Annotated in this window: 14 protein-coding genes; 7 read left to right on the forward strand and 7 right to left on the reverse strand. The window is 64.0% G+C overall.

Annotated elements, in window-relative coordinates; genetic code table 11:
• The first annotated feature begins 13 nt into the window (after positions 1 to 13).
• Positions 14 to 2,302 (forward strand): arylsulfatase, encoded by a 2,289-nt coding sequence (locus tag ABIB66_RS12485; protein ID WP_354254905.1) that lies wholly within the window; start codon positions 14 to 16, stop codon positions 2,300 to 2,302.
• A 12-nt stretch (positions 2,303 to 2,314) separates the two neighbouring features.
• Here ABIB66_RS12485 and ABIB66_RS12490 read toward each other — a convergent pair whose 3' ends face one another.
• The 3 genes from ABIB66_RS12490 to ABIB66_RS12500 form a co-directional block, all read right to left on the reverse strand.
• Positions 2,315 to 2,887, reverse strand: coding sequence for an invasion associated locus B family protein (locus ABIB66_RS12490; protein WP_354204184.1), 573 nt, complete (start codon positions 2,885 to 2,887; stop codon positions 2,315 to 2,317).
• A gap of 66 nt (positions 2,888 to 2,953) precedes the next feature.
• Positions 2,954 to 6,100, reverse strand: a complete 3,147-nt coding sequence (locus ABIB66_RS12495; protein ID WP_354254906.1) for an efflux RND transporter permease subunit — start codon at positions 6,098 to 6,100, stop codon at positions 2,954 to 2,956.
• Positions 6,097 to 7,269 (reverse strand): efflux RND transporter periplasmic adaptor subunit, encoded by a 1,173-nt coding sequence (locus tag ABIB66_RS12500; protein WP_354204180.1) that lies wholly within the window; start codon positions 7,267 to 7,269, stop codon positions 6,097 to 6,099. Before ABIB66_RS12500 ends, ABIB66_RS12495 begins: the two co-directional genes overlap by 4 nt.
• A 376-nt stretch (positions 7,270 to 7,645) precedes the next feature.
• Between ABIB66_RS12500 and ABIB66_RS12505 the strand changes: the two genes are divergently transcribed.
• The 6 genes from ABIB66_RS12505 (at position 7,646) to ABIB66_RS12530 (ending at position 13,376) form a co-directional block, all read left to right on the forward strand.
• On the forward strand, positions 7,646 to 7,885 hold the full coding sequence (locus ABIB66_RS12505; RefSeq protein ID WP_275167347.1) for a hypothetical protein: 240 nt from the start codon (positions 7,646 to 7,648) through the stop codon (positions 7,883 to 7,885).
• Positions 7,886 to 8,102: 217 nt separating this feature from the next.
• The gene (locus tag ABIB66_RS12510) at positions 8,103 to 10,493 is read left to right on the forward strand and encodes a TonB-dependent receptor (RefSeq protein WP_354204177.1); all 2,391 of its coding nucleotides are present in this window, start codon (positions 8,103 to 8,105) and stop codon (positions 10,491 to 10,493) included.
• Positions 10,494 to 10,495: 2 nt separating this feature from the next.
• Positions 10,496 to 11,185 carry a Fe2+-dependent dioxygenase gene (locus ABIB66_RS12515; protein WP_354055471.1) on the forward strand — a complete coding sequence of 230 codons (690 nt, stop codon included), beginning with the start codon at positions 10,496 to 10,498 and terminating at the stop codon, positions 11,183 to 11,185.
• Entirely contained in the window at positions 11,182 to 12,093 is a 912-nt protein-coding gene (gene exbB / locus ABIB66_RS12520; RefSeq protein ID WP_354055469.1) for a tonB-system energizer ExbB, read from the forward strand. The genes ABIB66_RS12515 and exbB overlap by 4 nt, the downstream gene beginning before the upstream one ends.
• A 3-nt stretch (positions 12,094 to 12,096) precedes the next feature.
• Entirely contained in the window at positions 12,097 to 12,552 is a 456-nt protein-coding gene (exbD, locus tag ABIB66_RS12525) for a TonB system transport protein ExbD (protein WP_018459254.1), read from the forward strand.
• 8 nt (positions 12,553 to 12,560) lie between these two features.
• Entirely contained in the window at positions 12,561 to 13,376 is an 816-nt protein-coding gene (locus ABIB66_RS12530) for a TonB family protein (RefSeq protein WP_275167343.1), read from the forward strand.
• Here ABIB66_RS12530 and ABIB66_RS12535 read toward each other — a convergent pair.
• From ABIB66_RS12535 to ABIB66_RS12550, 4 genes are all read right to left on the reverse strand, one after another.
• Positions 13,364 to 13,786 (reverse strand): hypothetical protein, encoded by a 423-nt coding sequence (locus ABIB66_RS12535; RefSeq protein WP_275167801.1) that lies wholly within the window; start codon positions 13,784 to 13,786, stop codon positions 13,364 to 13,366. The genes ABIB66_RS12530 and ABIB66_RS12535 overlap by 13 nt on opposite strands.
• Before the next feature lie 65 nt (positions 13,787 to 13,851).
• Positions 13,852 to 14,532: a site-2 protease family protein gene (locus ABIB66_RS12540; protein WP_354204174.1), complete on the reverse strand. Its 681-nt coding sequence runs from the start codon at positions 14,530 to 14,532 to the stop codon at positions 13,852 to 13,854.
• Between the two features lie 161 nt (positions 14,533 to 14,693).
• The gene (locus tag ABIB66_RS12545) at positions 14,694 to 15,086 is read right to left on the reverse strand and encodes a GFA family protein (protein ID WP_354204172.1); all 393 of its coding nucleotides are present in this window, start codon (positions 15,084 to 15,086) and stop codon (positions 14,694 to 14,696) included.
• On the reverse strand, positions 15,083 to 16,237 hold the full coding sequence (locus ABIB66_RS12550) for a serine hydrolase domain-containing protein (protein ID WP_354204170.1): 1,155 nt from the start codon (positions 16,235 to 16,237) through the stop codon (positions 15,083 to 15,085). Before ABIB66_RS12550 ends, ABIB66_RS12545 begins: the two co-directional genes overlap by 4 nt.
• Between the last annotated feature and the right edge of the window lies 1 nt (position 16,238).

Here is a 16,238-nt window from a genome sequence, read left to right on the forward strand (position 1 = left end):
CAGGGAGGATCAGATGAGTGCACGCAGCGACACGCCGTTTCGCGGCACAGTCGGCAAGACGGTTGCGGACTCAAAACCCTGGTGGCCGGATTCGCCAAGGCCGCCCGAGGGCGCGCCGAACATCCTGGTGGTGCTATTCGACGACGTCGGCTTCTCCGATTTCGGCTGCTACGGCTCGGCGATCCGGACGCCGACAATCGACCGGCTCGCCGCCGAAGGCTTGCGCTATTCCGGCTTCCATACCACAGCGATGTGCTCGACGACGCGGGCTGCGCTGCTGACGGGGCGCAACCATCACTCGGTCGGCGTCGGGTGCCTTGCCAATTTCGATTCCGGGTATCCAGGCTACCGCGGCAAGATCGCGCGCGAGGCGGGGACGCTCGCCGAGATGCTGCGCACCCACGGCTATCGCAACTACATGGTCGGCAAATGGCATGTGACGCCGCTCACCGAGAGCGGCGCCACCGGCCCGTTCGACGGCTGGCCGCTCGGCCGCGGCTTCGATCGCTTCTACGGCTTTCTCGACGCCGAGACCGACCAGTACGCGCCGGAGCTCGTCTCCGACAACACGCATATCGATCCTCCGGGCACCTATGCCGACGGCTATCATCTGACCGAGGATCTGATCGACCAGTCGATCCGCTTCATCGGAGATCACGTCGCCGATCGTCCTGACGTCCCGTGGCTGACCTGGGTCGCGCTGGGGGCCTGCCACGCGCCGCACCAGGCACCGATGGATATCATCAGGAGCTACGACGCCTCGTTCGCGCACGGCTGGGACGTCGAACGCGAGCAGCGGCTCTCGCGTCAGAAGGCGATGGGACTGGTGCCGGAGCGAACGCGGATGCCGGCGCGCAATGACGGCGTGAAGGCCTGGGAAGATCATTCGGCCGACGAGCGTCGCGTCTTCACGCGCCTGCAGGCGGCTTTTGCCGGAATGCTGGACCATTCCGATCGTCATCTCGCACGCCTCGTCTCATTTCTGGATAAGGCCGACATCCGCGACAACACCATGATCATCGTGATGTCCGACAATGGCGCGAGCCAGGAGGGCGGGCCGCTCGGCTTCGTCAACGCGATGGGCCCATTCAATTTCGAGCCGGAGCCGATCGCGGAGAAGCTGAGCCGCATCGACGACATCGGCGGGCCGGACACCCACAGCAATTTTCCGCATGGCTGGGCGATGGCTTCGAACACGCCGCTGCGCCGCTACAAGCAGAACACCCATGGCGGCGGCATCCGCGATCCCTTCGTCATCAATTGGCCGAAGAAGATCGCGGGCACGGGCGAGCTGCGGCACCAGTTCGTGCACGCCTGCGACCTCACGCCGACGCTGCTGGAGCTGATCGGCATCGAGGCGCCCGCCGAGATCGCAGGCTGCCGGCAGATGCCGCTGGAAGGCGAGAGCTTCGCGCGTTCGATCACGGACGCGTCTGCTCCTTCAAAGAGCTCGCCGCAATATTTCGAGATGTTCGGCCATCGCGGCCTCTGGCAGGCAGGGTGGAAGGCGGTCGCTTTCCATCCATCGGGCACGCCCTTCGAGAGCGACAAATGGGAGCTGTTCCATCTCGATGAGGATTTCTCCGAGACCGACGATCTCGCGGCGAAAGAGCCGGAGCGGCTTGGCCGGATGATCGCGACATGGTGGGAGGAAGCCGAGAAGCACAAGGTGTTGCCGCTCGATGATCGCTTCGGGCCACGCTTTGCCGAGAATGCTGCGCGCTTCCACGGTGCTCGCCACCATTTCGTCTTCCATGCTGGCATGGGCCATGTGCCGACCGATGTCGCACCCGACGTGCGCAGTCGCAGCTATACGATCGAGGCGCATGTTGAGATCGACGAGGCGAGCGCCGATGGCGTGCTGATCTCACACGGCGACGCGACGTCCGGCTACAGCCTTTACGTCAAGGATGGCCACCTCGTGCATGACCTCAACATCGGAGGCAGTCACCAGATCATCCGCTCGGACCGCAAGGTGCCGTCGGGCGCGCGGCGGCTGGGCGTGCATGTCGAGCGTCTCGTGCGCAAGGAGCCGCCGGCGAAGGGCTCGCGCACTGGCATCACCGACTACACGCTACTGATTGATGGTGAGAAGGCGGGGTCGCTGCAGACCCAGCTCGGATTCCACACGCTGATCTCGTGGTCGGGCCTCGACATCGGCCGCGACCGCGGCAGTCCGGTCTCGCATTACGAGGCGCCGTTCCAATTCACCGGACGGCTCTCGCACGTCAGCGTCACCATGCACAACGACCAGAAGCTCGACGGCGATGCCGTCGGCAACGCGCAGATGGCGCGGCAATAGGAGCGAGGCGACTTACTTGATCTTGTCGTAGGCCACCGCGAAATCGCCGAGCGGCATCGGGATCGCGATCGTTTCCTTCGCCATGCTCTGGAAGGAGACCTTGAGCTGCTTGCCCGACCGCAAGGTCGCAAGCAGGTCCGGTGCGATCGGCGTCGAAGCGTAGCAGCCGCGGTTCTCGCAGGTCTGGATCTGGAGATCGACCGTCTTGCCCTCGTCGACCTGTAGCTTGGCGCCGATGGGAAGGTTGAGGCCGAGCGGCAATTGCAACAGCGCCACTGGTGTGCGGGTGTCGGGCGCGATGCGGATGTTGATCAGGACGATGGTCTGCCCGGTCTTGGTCAGCACCGCGTTCTGCTCCATCGCGCATTCGAGCGGTGCGTCGCGGCTGACGCTGGTGCAGCGCACGACCCAGCCGGGCGGCTGCGCCGGAGCGCCGTCAGCCTGCGGCTGCGTCGGAGCCGGTGCGGGCTGTGCCGCCGGGGCAGAGGGAGCCGCGTTCTTCTTGGCGCCTTGCTGGGCATGCGCGACACCCGCCGACAACAGGATGGCGGCGACAAGGGCGACAAGTCTGGATTGCATGAGCATGGCAAAACCGCGTTTACGTGAACCGAGGGCCTCGCTGTAACGTCGTGAGGCGCGCGGTGCAAGCTGCTACTCGGCAGCTTCCTTAACGGTGCCGTGCTCGACCGTCTCGTCACCTTCGCCGTCACCCTTACGGCCCCAGCCCGAGAACCAGTTGTTGAGCTCGTCGAGATAGAGATAGACGACCGGAGTGGTGAAAAGCGTCAGCGCCTGGCTGACGATCAGACCGCCGACCATGGCGTAGCCGAGCGGCTGGCGAATTTCGGCGCCCGTGCCGTGGCCGAGCATCAGCGGCACGCCGCCGAGCAGGGCAGCCATCGTCGTCATCATGATCGGACGGAAGCGCAATAGCGCTGCCTGCCGGATCGATTCCGCCGGCGTCTTGTGCTCATCGCGCTCCGCGGCGATGGCGAAGTCCACCATCATGATGCCGTTCTTCTTCACGATGCCGATCAGCAGAATGACTCCGATCAAAGCAATCAGGCTGAACTCGAAGCCGGCCGCCATCAGGATCGCGAGTGCGCCGACGCCGGCCGAGGGCAGGGTCGACAGAATCGTGATCGGATGGATGTAGCTCTCGTAGAGGATGCCGAGGATCAGATAGACCACGACCAGCGCGGCGAGAATGAGGAGCGGCACAGTGCCGAGCGACTGCTGGAACGCCTGTGCCGTGCCCTGGAAACTCGAATTGAGCGTCGGCGGCGCGCCGAGATCGGCCATCGCCTTTTGCACGGCCTCGGTGGCCTGGCCGAGCGCGACGCCCTGGGCGAGGTTGAAGCTGATCGTGATCGCCGGGAACTGGCCCTGGTGGCTGATCGAGAGCGGGCGGACCGGATCGGTGCTCCAGGTCGCGAAGGTCGACAGCGGCACCTGGTCACCGGTCAGCGGAGATTTCAGGTAGAGCTTGTTCAGACTCTCGAGGCTGCCCTGCATCTCCGGCAGGATCTCGAGGATCACCTTGTAGGTGTTGAGCTGGGTGAAATACTGCGTGACCTGGCGCTGGCCGAAGGCGTCGTACAACGTGTCGTCGATCAGCTGCGGCTGGATTCCGTAACGCGCTGCGGTATCGCGATTGATTTTGAGCTGAACCGTGGTGCCCTGGGTCTGCTGGTCGGTCGCGACGTCGCGCAGTTGCGGCAACGTCTGCATCCTGGCGAGGATCTTCGGCGCCCAGTCGTTGAGCTCGGCGAGATCGGCGTCCTGCAGGGTGAACTCGAACTGCGTGCGCGTTGGCCTGCCGCCGAGCCGGACGTCCTGCGCCGCCTGCATATAGAGGCGGGCGCCGGACACCTTCTCGAGCTTGGGACGCAGCCGCGCGATGATCTGCTGCGCGGAGGCATTGCGGACGCTGCGCGGCTTCAGCGTGATGAACATGTTGCCGTTGTTGCCGGCGCGGCCGCTGCCGCCGATGTTCATCGCGATCGTTGCGACGTCGGGATCGTCCATCACGATCTTGCCGAGCTCGACCTGGCGGCGCTGCATCTCCGCGAACGAGATGTCCTGGGAGGCTTCCGAGGTCGCGGTGATCAGGCCGACGTCCTGCTGCGGGAAGAACCCTTTCGGGATCAGGACGAACAGATAGATCGACAGGGCCAGGGTCGCGAAGAAGATCGTGAGGGTCGTGCGACGCCAGGCCAGGGCATGGTCGAGCACCCATTCGTAACCGCGCAACATCCGGTCGAAGCCGCGCTCGCTCCATTGATAGAACTTGCCGTGGGTCACCTCCCCATGCGCGCGCAGGAAGCGCGAGGCCATCATCGGCGTCAGGGTCAGCGACACGAACATCGAGACGAAGATGGTCATCGCCAGCACGACGGCGAATTCGCGGAACAGGCGTCCGATGATGCCGCCCATCAGCAGCAGCGGAATCAGCACTGCGACCAGCGAGATGCTGATCGAGACGATGGTGAAGCCGATTTCCTTGGACCCCTTGAAGGCGGCCGCCATCGGCGATTCGCCTTCCTCGATGTAGCGCGTGATGTTCTCAAGCATCACGATGGCGTCGTCGACCACGAATCCGACCGCGATGGTGAGAGCCATCAGCGACAGATTGTCGAGCGAATAGCCGACGACCCACATCAAGGCGCACGCGCCCAGCAGCGCCAGCGGCACCGTGATGGTGGGTATGACGGTCGCCCAGAAACTGCGCAGGAAAATGAAGATGACCATGACCACCAGCGCAATGGTCAGCAGCAGCGTGAACTGGACGTCCTCGACCGCGGCGCGGATCGTCGTGGTGCGGTCGCTGATGAGCTCGATCTTGATCGCGGGCGGGATCGCGGCGACGAGGCGAGGCAGGGTGGCCTTGATCCGGTCGACGGTCTCGATGACGTTGGCGCCCGGCTGCTTGAATATCACCAGGAACACGCCGCGCTTGCCGTTGGCCCAGGCCGCCTGCTTGGCGTCCTCGGCGCCGCTGACCGCCTGGCCGACATCGCGGATTCGCAAGGGACCGCCATTGCGATAAGCGATGACGACGTCGTTCCAGTCCTTGGCCTGCGTGAGCTGGTCGTTGGCGTAGATCGTGTAGGCGCGCTTCGGACCGTCGATGTTGCCCTTCGGGCTGTCGACAGTGGTGATCGCGATCTGGCTGCGCACGTCCTCCATCGACAGGCCCTTGGCGACGAGTTTCGCCGGGTCGATCTGGATGCGGATGGACGGTTTCTGCTGGCCGCCGATGAAGACCTGGGCGACGCCTGAGAGCTGGCTGATCTGCTGGGCGAGCTGGGCGTCGACCGCGTCGCTGACGCTGGTCAGCGGCAACGTGTCGGAGGTCGCCGACAGCAGCAGGATCGGCGCGTCGGCCGGGTTGACCTTGCGGTAGGTCGGTGGCGAGGGCAGGTTCTTCGGTAGCTGACCGCTCGCGGCGTTGATGGCGCCCTGCACGTCGTTGGCGGCGCCGTCGATGCTGCGGTTGAGGTCGAACTGGATGGTGATCGACGCGGTGCCCAGATAGCTCGTCGAAGTCATCTGGGCGATGCCCGGGATCTGGGCGAATTGCCGTTCGAGCGGCTGGGCCACCGACGAGGCCATGGTCTCCGGGCTGCCGCCCGGCAGATTGGCGGTGATCTGGATGGTCGGGAAGTCCACCTGCGGCAGCGGCGCGACCGGCAGCAGGGGATAGGCGACGAGACCGACGAAGAGAATGCCGGCCATCAGCAGCGATGTGCCGATGGGATAACGGATGAAAGGTGCCGAAATCCCGCCCGCGTTCATTCCTGTCGAACCTTGTTCTGGGCCGGATCCGTACTCGCCACGGCCGTCGAGACGAGGCTTCCCGGCTGAACCTTGAATTGGCCGCCGGTGATCACCTGCTGCCCGGGCGTCAGCCCTTCGTCGACGACCGAACGTCCGTCGATGGCGTAGCTGACCTTGATCTTGTGCAGTTCGGCCTTGTTGTCCTGATTGACCGTATAGGCGTAGAGGCCGTTGGTGGAATGCTGGACCGCGTCATCCGGGACAACGGTCGCATCCTTCAGGGTGCGCACCAGCAGGCGTGTCGACACCGACTGCCCAGGCCACAGCGCGTGGTCCTTGTTGTCGAACACCGCCTTGAGTCGGATCGTGCCGCTGCTGGTGTCGACCTGGTTGTTGATGACCGCGAGCTTGCCCTCGGCCAGCGTCTTCTTGCCGTCGGTGGTGAAAGCGATCACCCTGAGCGCGCCGGCCTTCTGGCCCTCGCTGATATAGGGCAGCTGATCTTCCGGCGCGGTAAAGATCACCGAGATCGGCTCGACCTGCGAGATTGTAACGATGCCGGTCTGCGTCGAGGAATTGACGATGTTGCCGATGTCGACCTGGCGCAGGCCCGCGACGCCGGTGATCGGCGCCTTGACCTGGGTGTAATCGAGCTGGGTCTGCGCGTTGGAGATCGCGGCATCGTCGGCGGCGATCTGCGCGGTGAGCTGGGCGACCGTCGAGCGCTGGGTATCGACCCGCTGGGCGGTGGCGAATTCGCCGAGCTTCATGGCGCGCTGGAGCTCGAGATTGGCATTGGCCAGATTTGCCTCGTCCTGCGCCTTCTTGGCCTTGGCCTGGTCGAGCGTGGCCCGATAGGGGCGGGGATCGATCGACGCGAGGAGCTCGCCCTCCTTGACGATCTGGCCTTCGGTGAAGGCGATCTTGTCGATCTGGCCATCCACCCTGGTCCGGACTTGGACGGTGTTGAAGCCCGCAACCGTGCCGAGACCGGTCAGGTAAACCGGAAAATCCACCTTCTGGACCGGCGAAACGCTCACGGGGACGGCGGGCGGGCGCGGCGGCCCCTTCTGTGCGGTCTGGATTTTTCCGGCCTCGAGCGCGCCGAATTTCTGCCAACCATAGTAACCCGCGGAGGCCACGGCCGCGATGATCAGAATCCAGAGGATCGGCCGGGACTTTTTCATATCGTCTCGTGTCGGCTCTTGTGCCCTAAACTACGAATTATGAGGCAATCATAGGGTTCCAGGGCGCTTGTATAATACACGCCAAGTTCCAGTGTAAACAGCACTATCCGTTGAGAATCCTAAACAATTGGAAAGCTTTGCACCGCTTAGGCAGCTCCGTGTCACTACGGTGTGCAGTGCTGGATTGTCCCGTCAGGAACGATCAGCGTGCAAACTTTGTGCAATGCTCGAAAGCGGTGTGCTCCGCACCGAGCGGCGCCGCGCATGGGCCGCAGGGCGACGGCTCGCAAGAACGGTTCTAAATCGTGCGGAGGCCGTTTCGGTTGTCAGGAAAACTGGCATCGGTCATATCGGCGCGCCACAACGGGAGCGCAGCATGGACGAACTGAACGGCAAGCTGATCGCGTGTCAGATCCTGATCACGGGATTGATCGCGCGCGTCGCCAACGAGCAGCGCGATCCCTTGCGCTTTCTCACCGACTTCCGCGACGAGATCAGAGCCGTGGTCAACGGCGTCAACATCGCCGGCATGGACAACAGCGATCGCGTGCGCGCGGTGGCGCAGAAGACCGTCGATGAATTGTTCTCGCTGATGAAGCCGCCGAGCAGCGATTGACAAAGCGCGCGCGACCGCCGAACTCGCGCTCTCTTTAGAACAAGTCCAATGTAGTTTTAGAACGATTTCAAACTGTAGTTTAGAATCGTTTTGATCTGGACTTATTCAAGGGTTCTCGCGGCTTGCTCGCATTGACCCGCTATTTTGCGGCCGATACCAACACACCAATCGTTCATCGAAGTGAATGGGCGAACAGGAATATGGGGCGTGTTTGGTAATGGGGCAGGTGGTCGCACCGAAGTCGTTGCGTTCGGTCGCAGCATTCGATGAAAAGTTCACGAGCGTTTCCGGCAAGAAGGTCTCCGCTGTCGCGGGCCTGATCGCGGCAGCATCGGTGTCGAGCGGCGCGGAAGCGCAGCAGTCGAATCTGCCGCCGGTGACGGTCGATGCTCCGGTCGCGCGTCCGCGCCCGGTGGCTTCGAAGCCGACGGCGGACCAGGTCCGCGCGCGCAATGCGCTTCGCCGCGCCGCGCAGCGGCAGCAGCCCGCGCAGCAGACGGCTCCTACCGTTCCGGCCGGCGAAGCCGACCGTAATCCGTATTCCGATCCGGCAGCGCCCTACAAGGTCGACCACGTCCAGGCCTCCGGCAAGTTTCCCGAAAAGATGCTGAACACGCCGAAGAGCATCACCGTGCTCAGCAAGGAAGTGCTCGAGGACAAGAACGCCACGACGCTGAAGGAGATCGGACGCTCCACCGCGGGTGTGACGCTGGGATCGGGCGAGGGCGGCAACGCCTTCGGCGACCGCTTCTTCATCCGCGGCTTCGACGCGCGCAACGACGTCTTCATCGACGGTATCCGCGATCCCGCGGTCTCGATCCGCGAGAATTTCTTCACCGAGCAGATCGAGATTCTGCGCGGCCCGGCCTCGTCCTACGCCGGCCGCGGCACCGCTGGCGGCGCCATCAACATCGTCACCAAGCAGGCGGGCGACGTCAATTTCAAGCGGATGGATACCGAGTTCGGCACCGACCGGACCAAGCGGGTCACGCTCGACGTCAACCAGGTCATCGATCCCACCTTCTCGGTGCGCGTTGGCGGCCTGTTCCAGGACGCCAACGTCGCCGGCCGCAACTACATCACCGACGATCGCTGGGGTTCGTTCATCTCGACCAAGTACACCCCGACCAACGACATCAAGATCACGACGAACTACGTCCACACCGACCTCAGCGGCTACCCGGATTTCGGCGTGCCCTTTTACAGGCAGGGCAACGTGCCGGTGACGTCGGCGGGCATTCCGCGCGGAAGCTGGTACGGCTTCCTCAACCGCGACTTCCAGACGGCGCGGCAGGATTTCGGCACCGGCACGATCGAGTACAAGGTCAACGACGCCATTACGCTGACCAGCAAGGTGCGCGGCGAGCACTCGGTGCTGAACTATATCGGCACGCTGCCGCAGAACCCGAACACGACCAGCCCCAATCCGCTACTCTGGACCACGACGGCGAGCGCGCAGAGCCGCTTGCAGAACGTGGACGTGTGGGCCAACCAGAACGAAGCCACGTTCAAGCTCGACACCGGCGGGGTCAAGCACACCACGGTGTTCGGCGTTGAGTATGCGAACGAGAACATCTCGATCGACCGCTATGCGGGCCTCGCGTCGGAGCTGTCCGGTTCCGCCTTCACGAGCAACGGCGCGGTGACGGGGGTCAATCTCTATTCTCCGCAATTCACCAACATCCCCTTCAGCATTCCGGGGATCGTCGGAAATCCGACGCGATATGGCGTCAACACCACCAGCGTGTATGCCATGGACACCGCGAACTGGCAGGACACGATCATCGTCAACGGCGGCGTGCGCTACGACGGCTACAGCCAGAGCTCGTCGACCAACGCGGCCTATCTGAAGCAGAACGCCGATCTTGTGAATTACAACGTCGGCCTGGTTTACAAGCCGATGTCGATCGGCAGCGTCTATGCGGCCTACGCCACCTCGGCCAATCCGTTCGGGTCGGAGCTTGATGCGACCGCGACCGACTACGGTGGTGTTCCGCCCAACACGGCCGTTTTGCTCGGACCCGAGCGTAACAAGGCGATCGAACTCGGCACCAAATGGGAGCTCGCCGACCGTCACCTGCTGGTGACCGGTGCGCTGTTTCAGACGACCAAGGACAATGCGCGCGAGACCGTCAACAGCGTGCTGACTTCGGGGGCCGCCTACAGGATCCAGGGCATCGACATCGAGGCCGAGGGCAAGCTCACCGACCGCTGGAGCATTTTTGGCGGCCTGGTGCTGATGCAGTCGAAGGTCACGCAGAGCGGCGTTGCGTCGAATCTGGGTCTGCAGCTTGCCAACATTGCCCACCAGTCGTTCAGCATGCTGACCAAGTACAAGTTCGACGGCGGCTGGGAACTCGGCGGGCAGGCGGTGTACCGCTCGAAGGTCTATGGCGGCACGTTCGCGGCCAACACCAACGAGCTGCCGAGCTATTGGCGTTTCGACGCGTTCATCGAGAAGAAGATCGACCAGAACTGGACCATGAAGTTCTACGCCCAGAACCTGACGAACAAGCTCTATTACGACTCGTTCTATCGCAGTGCCGTGCCCTTCGTGGCGGTCGCGCCGGGGCGGGCGTTCTACCTCGTGACGACGGCGAAGTTCTGATCATGTTGACGTGCCTGCCTGGCGTTCTGAGCAAGGATGATGTGGCGGATTTCCGCCGCATCATGGACGCCAGCGAATGGGAAGACGGGCGCTCCACCGCCGGCGCGCAGTCGGCGATGGTCAAGCGCAACGAGCAACTGCCGCCCGATAGCGAAATCGCGCGAAAACTCGGCAACCGCATCATTTCGGCGCTGACGTCGAACCCGCGCTTCATCGCGGCGGCGATCCCGCTCCAGATCTTCCCGCCGCTGTTCAACCGCTATGCAGCCAGCAGCGGCCACCATTTCGGCCTGCATGTCGACAATGCCATCCGCGGCGACCGCCTGACCGGCCTTCGCATCCGCACAGACCTGTCGGTCACGCTGTTCCTGGCCGAGCCGGAGGAGTACGACGGTGGCGAACTTGTGATCGAGGACAGCTACGGTTCGCACGAAGTCAAGTTGCAAGCCGGGGACTGCGTGCTCTATCCCTCGACCAGCCTCCATCTGGTGACCCCGGTGACCAGGGGAACGCGGGTTGCGTCTTTCTTCTGGCTTCAGAGCATGATACGGGACGATCAAGCCCGGAGCATGATCTTTGACCTCGACACCGCGATACAGGCGCTGGTGGAACGGCTCGGGCGTGACGATCCCGAAACGGTCAAATTGACGGGTATCTATCACAACCTCATTCGCTACTGGGCCGAAGTATGAAGATCATGTCCTTCCAAGCAAGCCTTGCCGCAGCTCTGGTGCTGGCGGCCGCCTGGCTTGCATCCCCTGTTTCGGCCCAGACACAAGCCGCGCCCGCGGCTCCGGTCCAGTCGACGGCTCAGCCGTCCGCGGTCAGCCCAGCCCCGGTTGTTGCTCCGCCTGCGGCGCCCCAAGCTGCCGCACCCGCGGCAAAGTCCGATGCCGGCATCGCGCCCGCCATGAAGGAATTGTCGCCCTGGGTGATGTTCCAGTCGGCGGATATCATCGTGAAAGCGGTGATGATCGGGCTCGCCTTCGCATCGCTGATGACCTGGACGGTGCTGATCGCCAAGTCGATCGAATTGTCGATCGCCGCAACCAAGCTTCGTTCGGCGCTGAAGAAGATCGCGGAGGCACGCTCGCTCGCCGAAGCGCAGATGGCGCTCGGCGCCAAGGAGGGCATCCTGCCGTCCTTCCTGGCGGCGGCGCTGCGGGAGGCGCGGATGTCGGCCGGCCTCTCCAGCGACACCGGCATCAAGGAGCGCGCGGCTTCGAGCTTCTCCGAGATCATGCGCGCGGAGGCGCGGCGCATCCGCGTCGGCATGGGCGTGCTCGCGACCATCGGCTCGACCTCGCCCTTCGTCGGCCTGTTCGGCACGGTGTGGGGCATCATGAACAGCTTCATCGGCATCTCGAAGTCGCAGACCACGAACCTCGCCGTCGTCGCGCCCGGCATCGCCGAGGCGCTGCTCGCCACCGCGATCGGTCTGGTCGCCGCCATTCCCGCCGTCATCATCTACAACTACTTCTCGCGCGTGACGAAGAGCTATCTCGAGCTCGTCAGCCGTGCCTCGGGCGCGGCGGGGCGGTTGCTCTCGCGCGATCTCGACCGCAGCCACGGCAGCGTGCATTCGCGCGCGGCGGAGTGATCCATGGGCGTTTCGCTCGCAGACAATGATGACGACGACGATTTCGGCGAAACGCATGAAATCAACGTCACGCCGTTCATCGATGTCATCCTGGTGCTGCTGATCATCTTCATGGTCGCAGCGCCGCTCTCGACCGTCGACCTGCCGATCGATCTGCCGACGTCGAGCGCGACGCCGCAGAAGAAGCCGGACAAGCCGACCTATCTCAGCATCAAGCCCGATTTGACGCTTGCCATCGGAGAGAACCCGGTCCACCGCGCCGAGTTGATCGGCACCCTCGACGGCCTCTCCGACATGAGCAAGGACAAGTATGTCTTTCTGCGCGCCGATCGCTCGGTGCCGTATGGCGAGTTGATGGGGGTCATGGAGCTGTTGCGCTCAGGCGGCTATTCGCGGGTGAAGCTGGTTGCGCTGGAAGGCGCTCCGGGGGCGCCTGCGGCAGGCGCCGCTCAGCCTTAGAGGCCGCGATGTCGGACGAGTCCAAACCAGCCCGGACGCTTTGGATTTTGGCAGCGGTGGCGGCGCTCGCGCTGCATCTGGGTGGTGCCGCGCTCGCGCTGGCGCACCTGCGCGCCGATGACGGCGATGACGGCCTCGGCGCGGCCGGCGCGGAGTTCGCTGTCGAGATGGCCTCGCCGAAGGCGCCTGACACCGACCTTCCGCCGGGACCGGATAGCGAAGCGATGCAGGAGCAGCAGGCGCTTCCCGAGCAAAAAGCCGAGACCAAGGAAACCGAGCTTCCAAAGGATCAGTCGCAACAGGTCGACGATCCCGATCGGGTCGTCACCGAGAACATCTCGAAGAAGCCGCAGGACGAGGATCCGAAGATCGCGGCGGTCGAGACGCCCGCTGCGGAGGCCTCGCCGAAGTCCGTTGCGACGGCGCGGCAGACGCTTGATGAGGACGCGCGCGAGGCCGAGAAGGCGCTGGCGCCTGTGCTGGGCATCGGCAAGGATATTCTGAAGCTGACCGCGGACTGGAACCGCAAGATCAGCGCGCATCTTACCGCCCACAAGGTCAACCCGGAGGGCAAGGAGCCCAACAATCAGAAGGTCAAGGTCTCCTTCGCGATCAATCGGCGGGGCAACGTGCTTTCAGTCGACGTTGCCGAGTCATCCGGGGATGCAGCTTACGATGCGGCGGCGATCTCGATTGTGCGCAAGTCCGATCCCATCCCGCAGCCGCCTGCCAGCCTGACCGACGACCGGTTCGAGCGCACCGTCGACATCATCTTCACGCCGCCGGACGCAAAGAAAAAGAAGAAGTCGGCTCAGCGCCAGTAGAGCCTGATCCCGACATAGACCACGACCAGGCAGGCGAAGATCAGGGCCACCGGGAGCGGCCGTTTCTGGGTCGCGCCCGCGGTCGCTGCCCCGAAGAAATTGGCCTTCTTCGGCTTCGGTTCGGGGCGGCGGAAAGCGGTAACATTGTCCGCCGCCGGTTCGGCCGCCCTGGGGCGGACGTCAGGCGGGGTTCCCGCGCCGCCCATCTCGGCATAGTAGGCCTTGTAGATGGCGCCGATGGTGGCCTCGGTAGCCTCACCCTCGTTCATCTGTGCCTGCAGGTTCTTGTAGCTCGCGAGGAATTCCTGCGCCCCCGGCGGCAGCGCGGACGACCCGTTGAGCTTGGCCATCATCTTCCAGGTGGCGAAATCGGCGCGGGCGCGGGTATCGGCGCGTCGCGCGATCAGCATATCGGCAGCTTTGACCAAGTCGGCCTCGAGCCCTTCGGCTTGTGTTCGGGTGTGTCGCTGTTCAACTACGCATTGCCGGTCAGAATGAGAACAGCCTGAATCACATAACCGGTCAACGTTCGCAGTATTGCTGAAATAACATCAAGATTTAGACCGAACTGGGAGCCTGCCAGCGGTAGCAGGATCAGCAAGCCGATCAGGATCAGCATCCCGAACGGCTCGAGCCGCGCCAGCGGCAGGGCGAGCGGCCGGGGCAGCAGCCCAACCGCGACGCGCCCGCCGTCGAGCGGCGGGATCGGCATCATGTTGAACACCGCCAGCACCGCGTTGATCAGCAGCGCGTTCTTGAGATTGTCGAAGATCCATTGCGCCGAGTTGGCCGGAGCCCAAGGCAGGGCGTGCAGGGCAAGAGCTGCGGCCAGCGCCAGCAGGATGTTGGTGGCAGGCCCGGCCAGCGCCACCCACACCATGCCGAGCCTGGGGTCGTTGAGCTTGCGGAAATTCACCGGCACTGGCTTTGCGTAGCCGAACAGGAACGGCGAATGCGCGAACAGCAGCATCGCCGGCAGGATCACGGTGCCGAACGGGTCGATGTGGCGGAGCGGATTGAAGCTGACACGGCCGAGCTGCGAGGCCGTATCGTCACCGAGACGATGTGCCACGAAGGCGTGCGCAGCCTCGTGGAAGGTGATGGCGAGCACCAGCGGCAGCACCCACACCGAGAGGTCATACAAAGAAATGTTCACGGCTCGTCCGTCCCGGTTTACCTGCGGTCTTGCAGCCGACCCAGCCAACCGGTGGTGCAGCAACGCTTCACCTCAACATAGGGTGACCGGTTCCGAAATGCCACGCTGCAAATGATCGGCGAGACCGGTGGCCATGACGTCGAGCCTTGGCGCCGGATGAGCTACGTCGGGATCGTCCCCTCATATCGGATCATGCCGTCCTCGATCGTCACCCAGCCCATCTTTTCGCTGACCCAGATATGCTCGGTCGGCACAAAGGCGTTGCGATCGTCGAAAGTCGCCAGCGCGACGCCCGCCAGCGTGCCGTTGCGCCGCCAGGCGAACAGGCGCGTGCCGCAGCGTTTGCAGAACACGCGGTCGATGTTCTCGGACGACGCATAGCGCTCGGTGTCGCCCTCGACCGACAGTGCGCGCTGGTCGAACTGCGCGCGGGCGAAGTAGGGCGAGCCCATTGCCTTCTGACAGATGCGACAATGGCAGATGCGGACGTTGAGCGGCTCGCCCTCCGCCTTGAACCGCACCGCGCCGCACAGACATCCGCCTTCGCGGATCATGCGACCCGCCACTCGGCGACCTGGCGCGCCATGCTCCAGTTCAGCTTGTCCAGATCGCCATCCATGCTCGAGTTCCCCCGTCTGGTGTTGGTGAAGGCGGCCCAGCAGAAGCCGCCATGAGTTCTGACTGCAATGGTACAGGTCCCCGGCAGGCTGCCATTGTGCCACCAATTGTCTGACTTGTTGACGCAAAAGCCCTTGGCGTAGTTGGGGCTGTCAGCGGGTGCGGTTGTCATGATCTCTATGGTGCGCGGCCGCAGGATGTTCGCGGGTTTCGTATAGCCGTCGACATGCATCAGGAACTGCACGAGATTCGACGGCGTCGCGATCCAGCCGCCATGGGAATCCATCCGCCGGACATTCATGCCGTAGGGACTTTCTCCCTGACCGTAATAGACGACCTCGCCGGCCTGACGCTGGTCGCGCGTGTCGCCCGCGATGGTCATGTCGGTGACGCCACAGCGTGCGAGCACCTCACTGCGGACATGCTCGGCATAGGCTTGGCCAGTGAGCTTCTCGATGACGCGCCCCAGCACGCAATAGCCGAAATTCGAGTAGGCGTAGCGTTGGCCCGGCAAGAGGTCCAGCGGCCGGTTGGCGAGCGTCCAGGTGATCAGCCCGGCATGATCCATCCGGGTATGCGTGAACATGGGATCGCGGTTGTCGTTGCTCCAGCCGCCGGCGGTGTGCGTCAGGAGATGCTCGAGCGTGATCTGGTTGATACCGGCAGAGTAGGGCGGCGGCCCGTATTCGGTGCCGAGCAGCCCGCCGGGCCCGAACACCCGGTCCGTCAGCTTGAGGCGGCCCTCCTCGATCAGGCGGAAGAGCGCGACCGAGGTGATCATCTTGCTGACGCTGGCGATCCGGAACAGATGCCGCGGCGTCACGGCCTCGTTCCGCTCGACATCGGCAACACCGAAGGCTTCCTCGTGAACAACAGTGCCGGCATAGCCGATCGCAAAGGATAACGCCGGCACGCCATATCTGTCCATGAAGCTGCGCGCGAGCCGTGCCATGGCGTCGCGCTCGGCCGGCGAGGGCGGACGGATGCCCGGCGGGTTGGGGGCGAGTTGCGCGAGCGTGGGCGATGACAGCAGCGGCAGCGCGCCTGCGCTCGCTGCGAGCTTCACGAAATCCCGACGTCCCAGCATG

It is taken from the genome of Bradyrhizobium sp. F1.13.3, assembly GCF_040548265.1.
In the GTDB taxonomy this organism is placed as follows: domain Bacteria; phylum Pseudomonadota; class Alphaproteobacteria; order Rhizobiales; family Xanthobacteraceae; genus Bradyrhizobium.